Origin of the sequence: Gudongella ferriphila, assembly GCF_046224405.1 — a bacterium.
In the GTDB taxonomy this organism is placed as follows: domain Bacteria; phylum Bacillota; class Clostridia; order Tissierellales; family Tissierellaceae; genus Gudongella.
The window spans coordinates 67,439-83,012 of sequence record NZ_JBJXRK010000008.1 but is presented as its reverse complement, the minus strand read 5'-3'; the positions used below and the strand labels follow the sequence as shown (position 1 = coordinate 83,012).

General features: G+C 45.1%; 16 protein-coding genes. 13 read left to right on the top strand and 3 right to left on the bottom strand.

From position 1 onward, the window contains the following. Nucleotides 1-230: 230 nt before the first annotated feature. The gene (locus tag ACKVDP_RS07005; RefSeq protein ID WP_409228102.1) at nucleotides 231-1,202 is read right to left on the bottom strand and encodes a DapH/DapD/GlmU-related protein; all 972 of its coding nucleotides are present in this window, start codon (nucleotides 1,200-1,202) and stop codon (nucleotides 231-233) included. A 216-nt stretch (nucleotides 1,203-1,418) separates the two neighbouring features. On the opposite strand from ACKVDP_RS07005, the gene ACKVDP_RS07000 reads away from it, so the two are divergent. Both ACKVDP_RS07000 and ACKVDP_RS06995 read left to right on the top strand, forming a co-directional pair. Next, on the top strand, nucleotides 1,419-1,724 hold the full coding sequence (locus ACKVDP_RS07000) for a TIGR04104 family putative zinc finger protein (protein WP_409228101.1): 306 nt from the start codon (nucleotides 1,419-1,421) through the stop codon (nucleotides 1,722-1,724). 43 nt (nucleotides 1,725-1,767) lie between these two features. Continuing rightward, nucleotides 1,768-2,340: a nitroreductase family protein gene (locus ACKVDP_RS06995; protein WP_409228100.1), complete on the top strand. Its 573-nt coding sequence runs from the start codon at nucleotides 1,768-1,770 to the stop codon at nucleotides 2,338-2,340. 8 nt (nucleotides 2,341-2,348) lie between these two features. On the opposite strand, the gene ACKVDP_RS06990 is transcribed toward ACKVDP_RS06995, so the two are convergent. Next, complete coding sequence (locus ACKVDP_RS06990) at nucleotides 2,349-2,900, bottom strand: GNAT family N-acetyltransferase (RefSeq protein ID WP_409228099.1); 552 nt, start codon at nucleotides 2,898-2,900, stop codon at nucleotides 2,349-2,351. Nucleotides 2,901-2,915: 15 nt separating this feature from the next. Beyond that, nucleotides 2,916-3,587 (bottom strand): RluA family pseudouridine synthase, encoded by a 672-nt coding sequence (locus ACKVDP_RS06985; protein WP_409228098.1) that lies wholly within the window; start codon nucleotides 3,585-3,587, stop codon nucleotides 2,916-2,918. A gap of 123 nt (nucleotides 3,588-3,710) precedes the next feature. Here ACKVDP_RS06985 and ACKVDP_RS06980 point away from each other — a divergent pair, with 123 nt between their 5' ends. The 11 genes from ACKVDP_RS06980 to ACKVDP_RS06930 all read left to right on the top strand — a co-directional run bounded on the left by ACKVDP_RS06980 (nucleotide 3,711) and on the right by ACKVDP_RS06930 (nucleotide 15,559). Beyond that, on the top strand, nucleotides 3,711-4,796 hold the full coding sequence (locus ACKVDP_RS06980; RefSeq protein WP_409228097.1) for a hypothetical protein: 1,086 nt from the start codon (nucleotides 3,711-3,713) through the stop codon (nucleotides 4,794-4,796). Further along, the gene (locus ACKVDP_RS06975) at nucleotides 4,796-5,740 is read left to right on the top strand and encodes a GNAT family N-acetyltransferase (RefSeq protein ID WP_409228096.1); all 945 of its coding nucleotides are present in this window, start codon (nucleotides 4,796-4,798) and stop codon (nucleotides 5,738-5,740) included. Before ACKVDP_RS06980 ends, ACKVDP_RS06975 begins: the two co-directional genes overlap by 1 nt. Beyond that, nucleotides 5,724-6,998, top strand: a complete 1,275-nt coding sequence (locus tag ACKVDP_RS06970; RefSeq protein ID WP_409228095.1) for a B12-binding domain-containing radical SAM protein — start codon at nucleotides 5,724-5,726, stop codon at nucleotides 6,996-6,998. The genes ACKVDP_RS06975 and ACKVDP_RS06970 overlap by 17 nt, the downstream gene beginning before the upstream one ends. Before the next feature lie 4 nt (nucleotides 6,999-7,002). Further along, on the top strand, nucleotides 7,003-7,617 hold the full coding sequence (locus ACKVDP_RS06965) for a class I SAM-dependent methyltransferase (RefSeq protein ID WP_409228094.1): 615 nt from the start codon (nucleotides 7,003-7,005) through the stop codon (nucleotides 7,615-7,617). After that, nucleotides 7,617-8,981, top strand: coding sequence for a B12-binding domain-containing radical SAM protein (locus tag ACKVDP_RS06960; RefSeq protein WP_409228093.1), 1,365 nt, complete (start codon nucleotides 7,617-7,619; stop codon nucleotides 8,979-8,981). The genes ACKVDP_RS06965 and ACKVDP_RS06960 overlap by 1 nt, the downstream gene beginning before the upstream one ends. Continuing rightward, nucleotides 8,981-10,303 (top strand): B12-binding domain-containing radical SAM protein, encoded by a 1,323-nt coding sequence (locus ACKVDP_RS06955; RefSeq protein ID WP_409228092.1) that lies wholly within the window; start codon nucleotides 8,981-8,983, stop codon nucleotides 10,301-10,303. The genes ACKVDP_RS06960 and ACKVDP_RS06955 overlap by 1 nt, the downstream gene beginning before the upstream one ends. 11 nt (nucleotides 10,304-10,314) lie before the next feature. Continuing rightward, nucleotides 10,315-11,685, top strand: coding sequence for a B12-binding domain-containing radical SAM protein (locus tag ACKVDP_RS06950; protein ID WP_409228091.1), 1,371 nt, complete (start codon nucleotides 10,315-10,317; stop codon nucleotides 11,683-11,685). A 120-nt stretch (nucleotides 11,686-11,805) separates the two neighbouring features. Next, nucleotides 11,806-12,753, top strand: coding sequence for a glycine betaine ABC transporter substrate-binding protein (locus ACKVDP_RS06945; protein ID WP_409228090.1), 948 nt, complete (start codon nucleotides 11,806-11,808; stop codon nucleotides 12,751-12,753). A gap of 17 nt (nucleotides 12,754-12,770) precedes the next feature. Beyond that, a complete protein-coding gene (locus ACKVDP_RS06940; protein WP_409228089.1) occupies nucleotides 12,771-13,922 on the top strand; it encodes an ABC transporter permease in 1,152 nt (383 codons plus the stop codon). Next, nucleotides 13,915-14,844, top strand: coding sequence for an ABC transporter ATP-binding protein (locus ACKVDP_RS06935; RefSeq protein WP_409228088.1), 930 nt, complete (start codon nucleotides 13,915-13,917; stop codon nucleotides 14,842-14,844). The genes ACKVDP_RS06940 and ACKVDP_RS06935 overlap by 8 nt, the downstream gene beginning before the upstream one ends. After that, complete coding sequence (locus ACKVDP_RS06930; protein WP_409228087.1) at nucleotides 14,831-15,559, top strand: ABC transporter permease; 729 nt, start codon at nucleotides 14,831-14,833, stop codon at nucleotides 15,557-15,559. Before ACKVDP_RS06935 ends, ACKVDP_RS06930 begins: the two co-directional genes overlap by 14 nt. Nucleotides 15,560-15,574: the final 15 nt, after the last annotated feature.

Here is a 15,574-nt window from a genome sequence, read left to right as displayed (position 1 = left end):
TGCAGGAATGCTACTGATGTTCTTCGGTTAAATAATTCGACTCATCCTCGTAAGAGGGTGAGTTTGTTTGTTTTTTGCCTAATAAGGGTGAAGGGTACCTGGTGGATTATCTTTCACAGGCTGTGGATTCGGAGATGTCAAGGACTGTTGTTTACAAGATAGAAGCTGAATAAGTTCCAGCGAAAGTAAAAAAGGGACAGTTTCCAGCTGTCCTCTTTTTTGAATTCATATTATTTATGGATTGCCCATACTGGTCTTTCCTGGGCTTCTTCGTTTTTCCCGATGCTCTTTGCGGGAAAGCCTTCAAGGACTTCATTGTCTCCGAAATCGCTGCGCTGCTTGACCAGTGATCCTGACTTGACAAGAGTATTTTCTCCAAGCTTACTGTAGTCACAGACAATCGCTCCAGATTCTACAACACTCCCCTTGCCGATGGTTGTGCCATGGATTATGCACCCAGGTCCGATTGTCACATCATCTTCAATTATAAGCTGGTTGTCGGGAAGAAGATGAAGAACGGTGTTTTCAAGTATCTGGACGTTATTTCCAATTATTACGGGGCCGTGTGTGTTTCCTATGATCCTGACACCTGAAGCTATTACAGAATCCTCGCCGACCTTAACATCTCCGTTTATCTCAGCTGTATCGAATATGTATGCCGACTCAGAAATCTGAGGGTATTTTCCATTGACAGTGTAAAGCTTGCCCATAATATCACTCTCCTTACCATCATTATCTACAATGTTTTCTTCAAAAGGTGAGATTGAGATGTCTCCTCCCCGCATTCTCTCAACCATTGCCCTATCATCATCCGTAAGCTTTCTTATTACACGACCTGGCCTGCCTACAACTACTGATTCATCTGGTATTTCAGCTCCCTCTGGAATCAGGGTGCCCTCTCCGAAAATGCACATATTCCCAACCTTTGAGCCAGGAAGAAATATGGTCCCGTTTCCAATCTCGCACAGATCTCCAATCTCCGCTCCCATTACGATGCATTTGTGCCCAAATACGGTTTTGCTACCCACCCTTAGGGGATGAGTACCTGTACCAATAAGTACTGAATTTTCAAGAGCCCAGGTCTTGTTACCAAGAATAACTGAGTCGTTTTCTGACCTTACTATTGTACCCTGTGCTATGTAGGAGTTATTACCAAGTCTTGTTCTGCCAATCACCCTTGCTGAATCATCAATTCTAACCACAACTTGCACCTCCTTGATATGTAAGTCTATATAGACATTTTACCTCTTATGGAGGAGTATAAACAGATGAATCTCCATCCATTTCAATTATTAATGGACTCAGATATATCTAATTGTTTACAAGGGGATTTCATAGTGGTGTTAATTGCTTTAAATGGGGTAGTATGTGAGTAGAGAGGGAATATAGACTTTCACCTGTAAAGGAGGTGTTCCTTGATGAAGGTTCAAAAATGCATAAGCTGCGACACCCAGTTCCGATACAAGTCGATTCAAAAGTCAATATGGTCAGGCTACAAGCCAATCATTTGCTTTAATTGTGGTGCCATCCACGAGTTTAGGTTTGTTTACAGACTGGTGGTTTCTGTGCTTATAGTCTTGCCCATATTCTTCACCCGGTGGATCAGCTCCGTCGCTGCCAATCTTCTGGTCCATGCTGCCATGTATTTTGGCTACATATTCATGGCAATAGGGGTGATACCATTCCTGATAAGATATCGCCTGAAAAATGACAATCTGGAATGAGAAATTAGTATAATATTAAAATAAATCTAAGGGGAGAGATAAGATGTTAAAGGATTTGGTATTGAAGAACAGAACCTATCGAAGATTCTATGGGGAGGAGGGAATCAGCAGGGAGACACTCTTGGAGCTTATCGAACTGGCCAGACTATCATCATCAGGAGCAAACCTGCAGCAGCTGAAGTACATAATATCCAATACCCCTGAAAAGAACCAAATGATTTTTGAGGAGCTTAAGTGGGCTGCATACCTTAAGGATTGGGAGGGACCAGTAGAGGAGGAAAGACCTTCTGCATACCTTGTTATGGTTGCAGACAGGGAGATCGGCAGCAACATATACTGGAACCACGGAATAGCATGTCAGAGTATTCTGCTGGGGGCTACGGAAAAAGGACTTGGAGGCTGTATGTTTGGTGGTTTCAACAAGGAAAACCTGAAGAAGAAGCTTCAGGTTCCCGACAGGTATGAGATTTTGCTTGTCATCGCACTGGGCAAGCCCAAGGAGGAGGTAGTCCTTGAGGACCTGGGACCTGATGGGGACATCAAGTATTGGAGAGATGAAAAAGGTGTACACCATGTTCCAAAGAGAAGGCTGGAGGATTTGATTCTCGACCTTTAACAGAGCAATTAGAGATCTTTATTCAGGAGGACCATATGGATGTGGTCCTCCCATTTTTGGTTGATCTTAAGGTAATCCTTTGAGGTTCCCTCATTGACAAACCCAAGCTTTTCAACAACCCTTAAGGATCTTTTGTTTCTGGGCATGATATTTGCTTCAAGTCGGTGGAGTCCCAGATCCTTAAAGGCAATCCGGATAAGCTCCCCAAGGGCCTCGGTTGTATAGCCCTTATTAATGTGGTCCTTGTCCAGTCTGTAGCCTACAAATGATGATAGAAAGGGCCCTCTGACAATATTGTCAAGTGCAATTGTTCCAATTACCTTTTTTGGATTTTTCTTTTCAAAAATCCAAAGCCGAAGTATCAGACCCTCCTGGTACCTTTGGAAATCCCTTTTTAAAAGCTTTCTTTGATGTGCAAGAGTATAATAGTCACTTGGTCTGTCCGTTTCCCATTCCTTAAGGAAGCCTTCGTTTCTAATAAGGTAATCAAGCACAAGCTTTGCATCCTTGGGTTTTAGAATCTTCATTATGAGTCTATCTGTATGGAATACTCCCTTCACAGCAACAACCTCCAATCATTTGTATTCAGGCATTTGAAACAGATTCCAAGGATGGATGTCCCCTGGAGATGAGTAAAAGGAGACCTTCCTCCCACCTGGGTGTCTGAATTTGATCCTGTGGGACCAGAGTGCAATCTTAGTCCATTCCTTTATCTTTGTAAATTCCCTATTATACTTGGTATCTCCCCAAAGTGGAAATCCGGCATTTGAAAGCTGGACCCTAATCTGATGATGTCTACCAGTTTTTAGTATTACATGTAAAAGGCTTAAGGTTCCCAAGTCTTCATTGTTTACTGTTTGAAGCAATTCATAATCAAGGATTGCCCTCTTTGAACCATTAACGTCTTCCGTGACCACCTTGCTCATGTTTACAGTCCTAAGCTTCTTAAGATAGTCCACGATTTGACCACTCTTATCATCAGGTACTCCACATACTACTGCAAGGTATTCCTTGTGAAAGGTCCTTTCCCTGATTGCATTGGAAAGCCAGGTGTTTGAGGCTTCATTCTTTGCATAGACCATAATCCCTCCAACAGGCCGGTCCAATCTGTGGACAAGACCAAGATAATCCCTGTCAAGTTCAGCCATCAGGTCCAAATCACCTGTCTTGTCTCTCTGACAGGGCATACCCGGCGGCTTTTCCACGACAATTATGTCCTCATCCTCCCAAATAACCTTAATATCCATGATAACCTCCAAAAGTCTTATTCATAGATAGATTATACATCAAAAGGGATCAGGTTACATCATTGTAACAGTAAATATTCAATATGCTATGGTATAATAAACGGGAGAGAAATGAGGTATAGAATGAAAAGACTTGTCCATGCAGATTCAAAAAAACTAAAAAAGAAATTCCTTGATTTCTATAAATTTCAGTACAGAAACAATCCCCTTAAGAGGGACTCCATGTCAGGCTTGCTGAAGGGGATCCTCTTTGATAGGTCTAAGCTTTCAAAGGCAGTAAAGGCCCATCCGGTGCTTGTAATGGATGGGGAGGAGATTATCATCATTGCCGTGCTTGCCCATGTGGATAGGATGAGGGAATATCTTCAGATAGCCTTTTTCGAATCACCAAGGCTTGATATGGAAGCCTTTGGGATGATTATGGATGAGGCTACCAAGCTTGCCAATAGGTATGGCTGCAGTAAAATATGTGCATCCCTTAATATCCATGTTAACTACGGTCTTGGCTACCTGCTTGGCAGCTACCACAAGCCACAGAGCTTTGGAATGGCCCACAATCCGCCTCACATTCACAGTTATTATAAGGAAAACGGTTTTGACAGGATAGAGATGGTTACATATATGAAGGACATGGATAGTCTTGAGGGTCTGCTGCCTTTGAGAATGAAGGAAAGACTGAGGGACAGATACAGGGTTCGTCCAGTGGATTTTTCAAGGCTCAGGGAGGAGGCGGCAACCTATACAAGGATCAACAACAATGCCTTCAGAGACCACCTTTTCTACTACAGAAGGGTTCCAGAGGAGGATCTGGAGCTGTTCAGAGACTTTAGGCTCCTCCTGAGGCCTGAGAACCTGTTGTTTGTGCAGAGAGACGGGATTGATGTTGGATTTATGCTTTGGTATCCGGATTTTCATCAGATTATGGACCCTAGAAGTGGAATTGGACTTGGGACAGTTCTAAAAGCAAGGCTGAATCCAGAGAGAATAGATACCTTTAAAATTGTTGAAATTGGAGTTGTCCAGGAGGAACAGGGAAAAGGTGCAATTTTGGCCCTCTTTGACCACTGTCAGGAGATAACTGAGGGAAGGTATAAGCATTTTGAATCCGGTTGGGTCCTAAAGGAAAATCCAAGGTCAAAGTCCCTGGGATACAAATGGTCTGATGGAGTATCCAAGACCTTTGCTGCCTATGTGAAGGAGCTGGTTTAGTGGGAATCCTTGAGTTCAATGAAAATGGAGGACTGGATCTTCCAATGGAGAGCCTGGAGCTCTTGTCCCTTCTTGAAAGGGTCAATCCCTGCTCTCAGAAATATTACATGGAAAACGGGACCTTTATAGTTACCTACAGGCTTGGGATGGACCTTCTTAACCTTTGGGGAAGATTGTCACTAAAGCTTGATACAAATGTTATCGGCCTTCCAATCTCCGTGGCTGACCCCGGATATAAGGGAAGAGAGAGGGATGTTGAAAGCTTTCTTAAAAAACAGAGAGGTCTTTGGGTTGTGTTAAACGGGAAAAAACCTTTTTCGGTGCAAGCAAGAACACTTTCAACCTTTGTGTTCAAGAACAGCTACAAATCCTTCCAGGACTACCTCAATTCATTGAGAAGTCCCTACAGGAGAAGGATAAAAAGGGCCCTGGAAAGAGGCAGGGACCTTGTGATCCAGGAGGGCACTTTTACACAGGAGCATTATGGGCTCTACCTTGATGTTGTGAAAAGGTCAGACCATCCTCTGGAGGTTTTGCCCATGGATTTTTTCAAGGAATACAGGGGGGACATTTACCAGTTCAGGTCAAAGGAAGGAAGGCTTCTGGCCTTTGTGCAGACTGAAAAGCACAAAGATACCTTAAGATTTCTCTTCTGCGGCTTCAGAAGAGAGGATGTGGAGGAGTTTGACCTTTATTTCAACATGCTACTTTGGATAGTAAAGCTGGGAATTGAAGAGGGCGTCACTGAAATCGACCTTGGCCAGACCTCTGAGGAAAGCAAGCTTAAGATTGGCTGCCAGGAAAGGGAAAGATACCTTTTCATCCATCACCATAACCTTGTATTAAGGTGGATTCTAAGGAAGCTGCTGCCACTTTTTTCCTACAGGTCCTACCCAATAAGCCACAGGGTTTTCAAGGAGGAGCATAATGCTGATATATCTTGAAAAGGTAAGAAAAAAGACCTTGTTTTCAAGATTTGAACCAATAGTTACAGAGCCACTTGAGCTTATGTACCTTAAGACGGTCCTGGATTCCATGGATATTGAAAGCATTATACTAGACCCTGTTTTTAGCCTGGAGGCTCCTGGTGACAGGCTGCCCGATATGGTGATTCTTACTGGCTATAATGTGGCAGAGGAGGAAATTCTTAAACGGGCCCGTTGGTGGAAGGGTCGGGACAGCAATATCCTTGTCATGGTCTCTGGAGTACATGTGCAGCTAAACAGCAATAAGTTCATGGAGGAATATATAGATTTCATATTTCATTCCCAGGACTTTGAGATTTTCAGGGAGCTTCTGTCCAATCTACAAAGGGGTGGATGGGCTGGAGAGCTTCCTGGGGTCCATATAAGAAAGAGGGACGACACCTGGGCATTGGGAGAGGTAAGGTCTGTACAAAGGCCTGAAGGCATTCTACCATCAAGAGACCTGTTCCTTAAGAATAGGGACAGATTAAGGTATGTTGACAAGAAGGGGATTGCCCTGATCAAGGGAGGAAGGGGCTGTCCCTATAACTGTAGCTATTGCTACTGCAGAAGTCTTAACGGGAGCACCTATGTAAGACCTGATTTCTACCAGATGTTTGGTGAAATGGATGGTATTGGTGCAGACCATTACTGGATAGTGGATGATGTGCTCCTTGTGGACCGGAAGGATGCGCTTGAGTTTATTGAAGCATCAAGGGCTGTGGATTTTAAGGGAAGCATTATAGCCTATCTAAGGGCGGATTTCATAAAAAGGGAGGGTGACCTCCTTGGGGAACTCCATGATTCCGGTCTACATGAGGTTATAATTGGCTTTGAAACCCCTGATAAGGAGGAGCTTAAAGACTACAACAAGAATATGGATGGAAACATATATAAAGAGGCCATAAGGCTCTTAAGAGAGAGCAATATCCAGCTGACCGCCCTTTTCATGGTACATCCTGACTATGGGATGGGTGAATTTTTCAGGCTATGGAGCTTTATCATAAAGAACAGCCTTGACCTTTACACCATTTCCATATTCACCCCTCTCCCAGGGAGTGAAGAATTCCATTGGTACAAGGACAGCCTGACAAGTGACAGGCCGGAAAGGTTTGATTTCCTTCACCTTGTTCTACCATCCAGGCTTCCACGGCCTGTGTTTTATGGAATGTTTTACTTAAGCCATCTGAAGCTTCTGTTCTCGAAACGGATATTAAAATATATAGCGATGAGGTAATATCATGGAAAAAACAATATGGGATTTCTGGGCAGGTAGATATAACAAACTCTGGGTTCAGAAAAAATCCCTAAGACCAACAAGAGAATACGTTAAGGATATAATAAAGGGTGAATGGATGGAAGGTGCCCGTAGCCTCCTGGACCTTGGCTGTGGACCTGGTGAGCTGATAAGATCTGTTCGTGAGGAGTTAAGGGATATGGAAATCACGGGCCTTGATTTTTCAAAGGGCATGCTCCAGACTTCAAGAAGAAATAATCCTTATGTAAGGCACCTTAATATGGAAGCAGAGGATATTGGAGACCTTGATGAAAAATTCGACCTGATCAGCTGCACCCACTCTCTGCCATATTACAGGAACAAAAGAGGTGTGATCAAGGATATTGCAGAAAGACTAAATCCAGGTGGCAAGCTTATCATTGCATTTGCAAGCGGCGACACAGCCTATGACAAGGTCGCCCTCTCTCTTGTCAAGCTCACTACAGGTCCTGCAAGCTATCCTTCTGATGTGGAGTTCAGGGATATGGTTAGGGGTTTCTTTCTTGTGGAAAGGAGGCATGTAATAAGGGAGTCCTTCTACATGCCCACTATAGCCGTATATACATTGAGGAGGCAGTGATGAAGATACTATTGGTAAGGCCAAAGCCACATGGGGAGACAATCGGATTAAAACATGTGATGATCTGTGAGCCATTGGAGCTGGAGTATCTGATTTCAAATATTCCTGAGGACCTTAAGGATAAATGCCAAATTGAAATAGCGGATATGATCCTTGAAAGAAAATCCTTTAAAAGTATCCTTGAAGAAAAAAGACCGGATATGGTTCTCTTCACAGGCTATATAACCCATGTGGGAACAATAGGGGATATGGCAAGGCAGGTCAAGAATACCTTACCCGGTGCAATCACAGGTGTAGGTGGAGTCCATTCCGAGGTTGTTCCAGAGGACTATTCAGGCTTGGACCTCCACCTTGTGTTTGGAAGAAATGGAGTGAAGGCATTGGTCAGTGCCCTTAGGGGAATCCTTCATGGGAGAGGGCTGGATGAAATCAGAAGGGAGATTGAAAGGATTTCAAGGGAAGAGATAGACTTTAATCTGATTCCCCCTGACAGAAGCAGTGTAAGAAAATACAGAACCAGCTACTACTACATGTTCCACAATCCCTGTGCCTTGATGAAGACCTCCTACGGCTGCCCCTACAGCTGCAGGTTTTGCTTCTGCAGGGAAATCACAGGGGGAAGGTATCATTCCAGGTCAATGGAAGCCGTAGTGGATGAGCTTATTGACATACCTGAGGAAGAAGTATACATAGTTGACGATGATTTCCTGTTTGGAAGAGACAAGCTCTTGAGCTTTGCCAGTCTCCTGAGGGAGAGGAGGATAAACAAGAGGTATCTTGTCTATGGAAGGGCGGATTTCATCGCCCGGAACAGGGATGTTATGGAGGAATTGAGGGATGTGGGCCTGGAGGCTGTAATTGTAGGGGTTGAATCCATAAGGGATAAGGACCTTTATGACTACAACAAGAAGACCTCGAGGGATACCAATGAAAAGGCCATCCAGATTTTGAGAGAGCTTGGAATTGAACTCTATGCGACCATGATCATTCCCTTGGACTTTTCAAGGGAGGACTTTCGGGAGCTGACAGGATGGCTTAAAAGGATGAAGGTTACCTTTGTCAACCTGCAGCCATTGACGCCCCTGCCGGGTACATCCATCTTTGAGGAATACAGGGACAGGCTCCTTTATGATACTTCGGAGCATCACGTATTTGACATGGCACATGTGGTCCTTAGGCCTGAGAAGATGAGTGTAAGGATGTTCTATGGACGCTTGCTCCTTAGCTACTACAGGGTTGTGACAAGACCTGTAAACATAGTCCGATTGGTCAGGAAATACGGCCTTGGGGCAAATCTTAGGATGCTGAAGGGAAGTCAGATGGTTGCTTTCCAGTACATGAAGAAAATTGTGAGGGGATACTGATGAAAAAGCTGTTGCTGATACAGCCAAGTCCATATGATAGACAGGGAAATCCCATAAAAAAGAAGAAGCTGTATTTTGTAGGCCTATCCCTTCCCCTTCTTGCCGCCATGACCCCTCCGGACTGGGAGGTGGAGCTTATTTTTGAGATAATTGAGGACATCCCCTTCCATGCAGATGCGGACCTTATTGGAATAAGCACCATGGGACATGGGGTGATCCGTTCAATAGACATAGCCAAGGAATTCAGAAGAAGGGGAAAGACCGTCATAATGGGTGGATATATGGCCAGCATCATGCCCCAGGAGTCCATGAAACACTGTGACTGTCTTGTAGAGGGGGATGCAGAGCTTGTGTGGAGAAATCTCATTGAGGATTTTGAAACTGGAAAGCTCAAGGCACACTACAGGGAGCCCCTTAAGGATGGTTGGTTTTCAACTCCAAAACCGAGGTTTGATCTCATTATGGGCAAGAGCATTGGCGACTTCCTTCCGGTCCAGGCGGGAAGGGGATGTCCCAACACCTGCAGCTTCTGCTCTGTGGCCTGCCTCTATAAGGGCAGCTATGTGAAAAAACCGGTGCAGGAGGTTAAAAGGGATCTTCAGCAGGTTAAGGACCTGGGCTTCAGGAAGGTTTTGCTCCTTGATGACAACATATTCTCCGACCGGGAATACCTTAGGGAGCTTTTAGGTATCCTAAGGGAGCTGAAGCTTAATTGGATGAGCCAATGCGACATAAGGATAGGCAGGGAGGATGAGCTGCTAAGAGACCTTGCAGACAGCGGCTGTACGACCCTCAGCTTTGGACTTGAAAGCATAAGCAGGGAGAGTCTGGTAGCCATGAACAAGGGCTGGGCAAGGCCTGACGAGTACACGGAATTAATTAAGAACATAAAGAGCCATGGAATAGACGTATCCACTGAGATGGTTCTTGGAGGGGAAGGGGACACATTGGAGTCCATAAGAAGGACCAAGGATTTCATAGAGGATAACAGGATTTCTGTTCCCAGGTTCTACATCCTGACGCCGTTTCCGGGGACTTCTTTTTTCAAAGAGATGGAGGATGCGGGGAGGCTTGAGAACAAGGACATCTATTCCTACGATGGAACGGCAGCCGTACATACACCTGCCAATATGACCTCCCGGGAGCTTACAGACAGCTACTGGGAGCTTTACGAGTCCCTCTTCACCCTGAAGTCCATTTTCAGAAGAAATATCATGAAGAAGGAATTTGTGAAACAGCCCTTAAGGTACCTTTTCTATGGAATGGTAAACCTTTATTACAGACATCAGATAAGGCACAGGATAACCCCCAACATTTTCTAAGGGAGGACAAAATGAAAATACTATTGATAAGACCCCCAAGAATCAAGCAGGCAATTACACTTGGAAGCTTCATGTTTTCCGAGCCCCTGGGACTTGAAATGATATATGGGGTCCTGAAGGATGACCATGAGGTGAAGATTCTGGATATGATGATCCAGGATGACCTTTTAAGTGAGCTTAGGGAGTTTACACCGGATATTGTTGGGATAACAAGCCTTTGCATAGATGTACAGAAGGTCCTGTCCATTGCAGGAAGGTGCAAGGAATATGACCAGAAAATCATCACCATGGTGGGAGGAACCCAGGCGCTCCTATCACCTGAGAGCTTCCTGGATGAAAGGGTGGACCATATTTTCAGGTTCACAAACAGGGAGAATCTTCTGGGCTTAATGGAACAGATCGAAAAGGGAAAGCTCCAGATAACTGATGGGGTTCTTTCAAGAGACCTGTCATATCATGACACTGGAGTTCAGGGGAGAAACCTCTACCTCCCTCCAGACAGGGAGTCCACAAAGGTATACAGAGATCACTATTCCTACTTTGGATACAGGCCTGCCGCCATAATGGAGCTGGGGTTTGGATGCGGCAAGACCTGCGACTTCTGTCTCCGTTGGAGGATAGAGGGAGCCAGGGAGGAAATTCTGCCAGATGAAATCTGGAAGGAGGATCTCCTCTCAATAAAGGAGCCTACGGTCATGTTTATCGACAATGACCTGTTTACTGATGACATGAAGGTGGACAGTCTAATAGGCTTTATTGAGGAAAGCGGTATAGAAAAGAATTACATAGCATATGGGTCGGTCCATGGAATCCTCAGGTACAGGGACAAGGTCAGGAAGATGGCATCACTTGGACTTAAGGCTCTGCTGGTGGGGTATGAAACCTTTGATGATGGTGAAATGAAGACCTACAGAAAAAAATCCACCACCGATGAAAACAGGGAGGTGGCAAGGCTCCTCAAGGAGTTGGGGATTGATGTATGGGCTTCCTTTATGGCCCATCCCGATTGGAGCAAGGGAGACTTTAGGACATTCAGAAGATACATAAGGGAGCTTTCTCCAGAGATATCCACAATTAACCCCCTTACACCTTTTCCAGGTCTGCCTCTATTTGAAAAGTACAAGGATCGACTCCTGTACAAGGTTGAGGATTACCACATGTGGAGCTTTGGGCAGGTTATGATAATGCCCTCCAGGATGTCACTTAGGTCCTATTATATGGAGCTCTTGAAGACCTATGTGTATATAAACCTTGCCATAAACAAAAATACCCAGATGATCAGAAAGTATGGCTTTGTCAATATCCTTCGGATTCTCAAGGGTACCATTGGAGCCTCAATAAAGTATATCAGACTGATGAGTCAAGGGGGACGGTTCTGCTGACTCAAAATAAGTGAGTCAGCAGAACCGTCCCCCTTGACTCACTTGATTAATTGCCTGGCAATCGGGTATGTATTCTCCATGGATTACCATATTAAGGTATAAAATGGAGGAGGAGAAAAAATGAGAAAAAGACTCATTACAATAATTGGAATAATGACACTTGTGCTTGTGCTTTCAGCCTGTGGTGCAGGTACTGATGGAGAAGTGAAGAATCCTGACGATCCCATAGTGCTGGGATCCTTTGTGGATACTGAGGGTGGAATTCTTGGGAACATGATTCTTCTTGCCCTTGAGGATAAGGGTTATGAAATTGTGGATAAGGTTCAGTTTGGAACCCCAGATGTCCACAGGAATGCGCTTCTTGAAGGAGAGCTGCACATTGGAATCGACTATACTGGCAACGGACAGTTCTACTCCGAGGGATTTGAGGAGGATCTGTGGAGGGACGCAGAAGAGGGCTACCAGGCTATAAGAGGGTATGATGAGGAAAACAACAACCTTGTTTGGCTAAGTCCTGCAAAGGCAAACAATACAGAGGCCATGGCAGTCAAAAGGGAATTCGCAGAAGAGAATGATATCACAGACATGTACGACTTTGCTGAATATGTTAACAATGGCGGCTATGTAAAATTTATCACCAGCCAGCTTTTTGCGGAGAAATACACCGGTCTTCTGGGCATGGAGGAAGCATATGGATTTTCACTTACTCCAGATCAGATCATTATGCTGCCTCATGGAAACACAGCTGAGACCTTGAGTGCATTGGCCAATGGGACAGACGGAGTCAACGTAGCACTTGCTTATGGTACAGATGGTTCAATTGCGGATTTGGACCTGGTGGTTATTGACGATCCCTTGTCAATACCTCCCGTGTATGAGCCCTCTGCTATCGTAAGGGCTGAAGTGCTGGAAAAGTATCCTGAAATAGGGGAAATCATTGAAGAGGCTTTCGGAACCCTGAATTTGGAAAACCTTCAGGAAATGAACAAGATGGTAATAGTTGATGGAGCTTCACCACGAGATGTTGCACAAGACCATCTTCTTGAAAACGGACTGATTGAACGGTAGCTTCAGTGGGTGATATTATGGCAGGAAAAAAAGACAAGGTATTGATTCTACTGACAGCGTTGGGGATGGCAGGGTTCTTTCTGCTTCCCTTGGTGGAAGTCAAGCCAAACAGGATTGTATCGGGGGAAAAGCTGTTGGCCCTTGAATACCTTGGCGCTTTCGGAGCTTTGATTATTGTGGGATGGGCCATATTTATGGCCCTTTCTTTGTATGGGATAAAAAGAAAGAATGAACTTATATCCATGGTTGGAATAGTGATGGCAGCTGGAATCATATTCCTGATCCCCACTGGAGCAAGAGACATCCTGGAAGTTGGAGCAAACCCTAGAGTAAGCTTTTCATCGGGATTATATATTCAAATCCTTTCTCTGTATATAATCCTGTCAACATATCTACCCAGGGCAGGCTGGAGCAGAAGGCTCAAGGCTGCAATGGGAATTGGAGCTATCCTGATCATGGGCAGCCTTGTGTCCATTGGGTACTTTGATGATCTATCACTGATAAAGGAGTATGGAGTCAGAAAGGGACAATTTTACAACAACCTCTACATCCACGGGGTCCTAACCTTCGGATCGGTATTGGCGGGAGCCCTGATGGCGATACCTCTCGGATACCTGGCTTATTCAAGGAAAAAGCTTGAGGGAAGGATAATGGTTCCCTTGAGCATAATAGAGACAATACCAAGTCTTTCATTGTTTGGGATACTCCTTGTACCTCTTTCGGGACTTGGACAGCTCCCCTTTTTCAGGGCAATTGGAGTTAGTGGAATAGGTTGGGCGCCTGCCTTTGTGGCCCTTACCCTTTACACCCTTCTGCCCATAGGAAGAAATACCCTGACCGGCTTTCATTCCATAGATAAAAATGTGGTGGAGGCTGCAAGGGGGATGGGGATGAGCAGGTGGCAAATCCTAAAAAAGATCGAGATACCACTAGCCTTCCCTGTGATATTCACAGGCATCCGGATAGCCTTTATCCAGACAATAGGCGGAGCGGTGCTGGCAGGCCTGGTAGGAGGTGGAGGAATGGGAAGCTTTGTGTTTCTGGGACTTGCGGAGGCATCCCCAGATCTGATACTTCTTGGAGTTATTCCCATTGTGTTCTTTACAGTTGTTCTGGACTATTCTCTCAAGGAATTTGAGAAGTATGTAAGGAGGGTTGTTTATGATTGAAATGCAGAATGTGACAAAATCATACGGAGATTTCAAGGCAGTAGACAATCTGTCCCTTCATGTTGACAGGGGGGAGCTTCTTGTAATACTTGGACCATCAGGTTGCGGAAAGTCAACTACACTGAGGCTGATGAACAAGATGGCCGAGAGAACCTCTGGAACCATAAAAATAAAGGATAAGGAAATAGATTCCTTTGTGGAGGAGGACCTCAGAAAGGGAATAGGATATGTTATCCAAAGCATAGGTCTTTTTCCACATATGAACGTATGGAAAAACATTGCAACGGTACCCCAGCTGCTGGGCTGGGAGGAAAAGAAAATTGACAAGAGGGTGGAGGAGCTCCTGCTTCTTGTGGGTCTGGACCCGGAGAAGTACAAGGACAAAAAGCCCTCTCAACTTTCAGGTGGTGAGGCCCAGAGAGTTGGGGTTGCAAGGGCCCTGGCATCAGATCCTGATATCCTGCTGATGGATGAGCCCTTTGGTGCTGTTGACCCCATAAACAGATTGAGGCTTCAGAAGGAATTCAGACAAATCCAGAGACGTCTTCAGAAGACAGTGGTATTCGTAACCCATGATATAGATGAGGCCATACTCCTTGGAGACAGGATATGCATTATGAACCATGGAAAGGTTGTAAGTCTTGACACACCTGAAAAGGTGGTCCTCCATTCAGAGGATGATTTTGTGGACAGCTTCTTCAAAGGAGAGGGTATCCTTACAATCCTTTCACGAAAGAATGCTGAAGACTATATGGAGGGCATCCCATGGGAAGGGGCAGAAATACCCCAGGATGCAACCCTTAAGGAGGCCCTTTCACAGATGCTCCTCACAGGAGATGACAGGGTGTCTGTAAAGGATGGAAGCATATCCTTCAACAGAATCCTTCAGGTAGTGGGGAGGGATATAAATGAGAAGGCTTAACGGCAACATATTTGCAGCCCTTGTTCTTATGGCGGCTCTCGCCCTGATCGTGATCTATTCAAGGGAGTTTGAAAGTATTCTTTATAGGTACTTCAGCTCAAAAAGCACAACCGGGTCCAGGACACCACTGCTTGTATATTTTGGTCAGCATATTTGGATGGTCCTTGTTTCAAGCGTAATTGCAGTTGGAATTGGAGTTGGGGTGGGGATTTTCGCTACCACCAAAGCTGGTGAGGAGTTCAGGGAGCCCTTGCTGAAGGTAGTGAACCTGGGACAGGCTTTTCCATCCCCGGCTCTTCTGGCACTTGCGGTTCCAATTCTTGGATATGGCTATGAGGGGGCCCTGATTGCCCTTGTGGTGTATGCACTGATGCCCATAGTATACAATGTTGTGGTGGGGATACAGGAGGTGCCCAAGGATGTTGTTGATGCAGCAATTGGAATGGGAATGACACCATTCCAGCTGTACAAAAAAATAAAAATCCCCCTGGCCTTGAATGTGATCCTGGGAGGGATAAGAACTGCTCTTGTCATCAATATAAGTGCCGCCACCCTTGCTGCCGCTGTTGGGGCGGGAGGTCTGGGAGTTCTTGTGGTAAACGGAGTAAGAACCTTCGATATGGTTCTTATACTTCAGGGCGCGATTCCCGTAACCATAATGGCAGTAATCGTTGAGCTCCTTCTTAAGGAGGCTCAGGCTAGACTGTCCTTCTAAATCTACCCAAGGAGA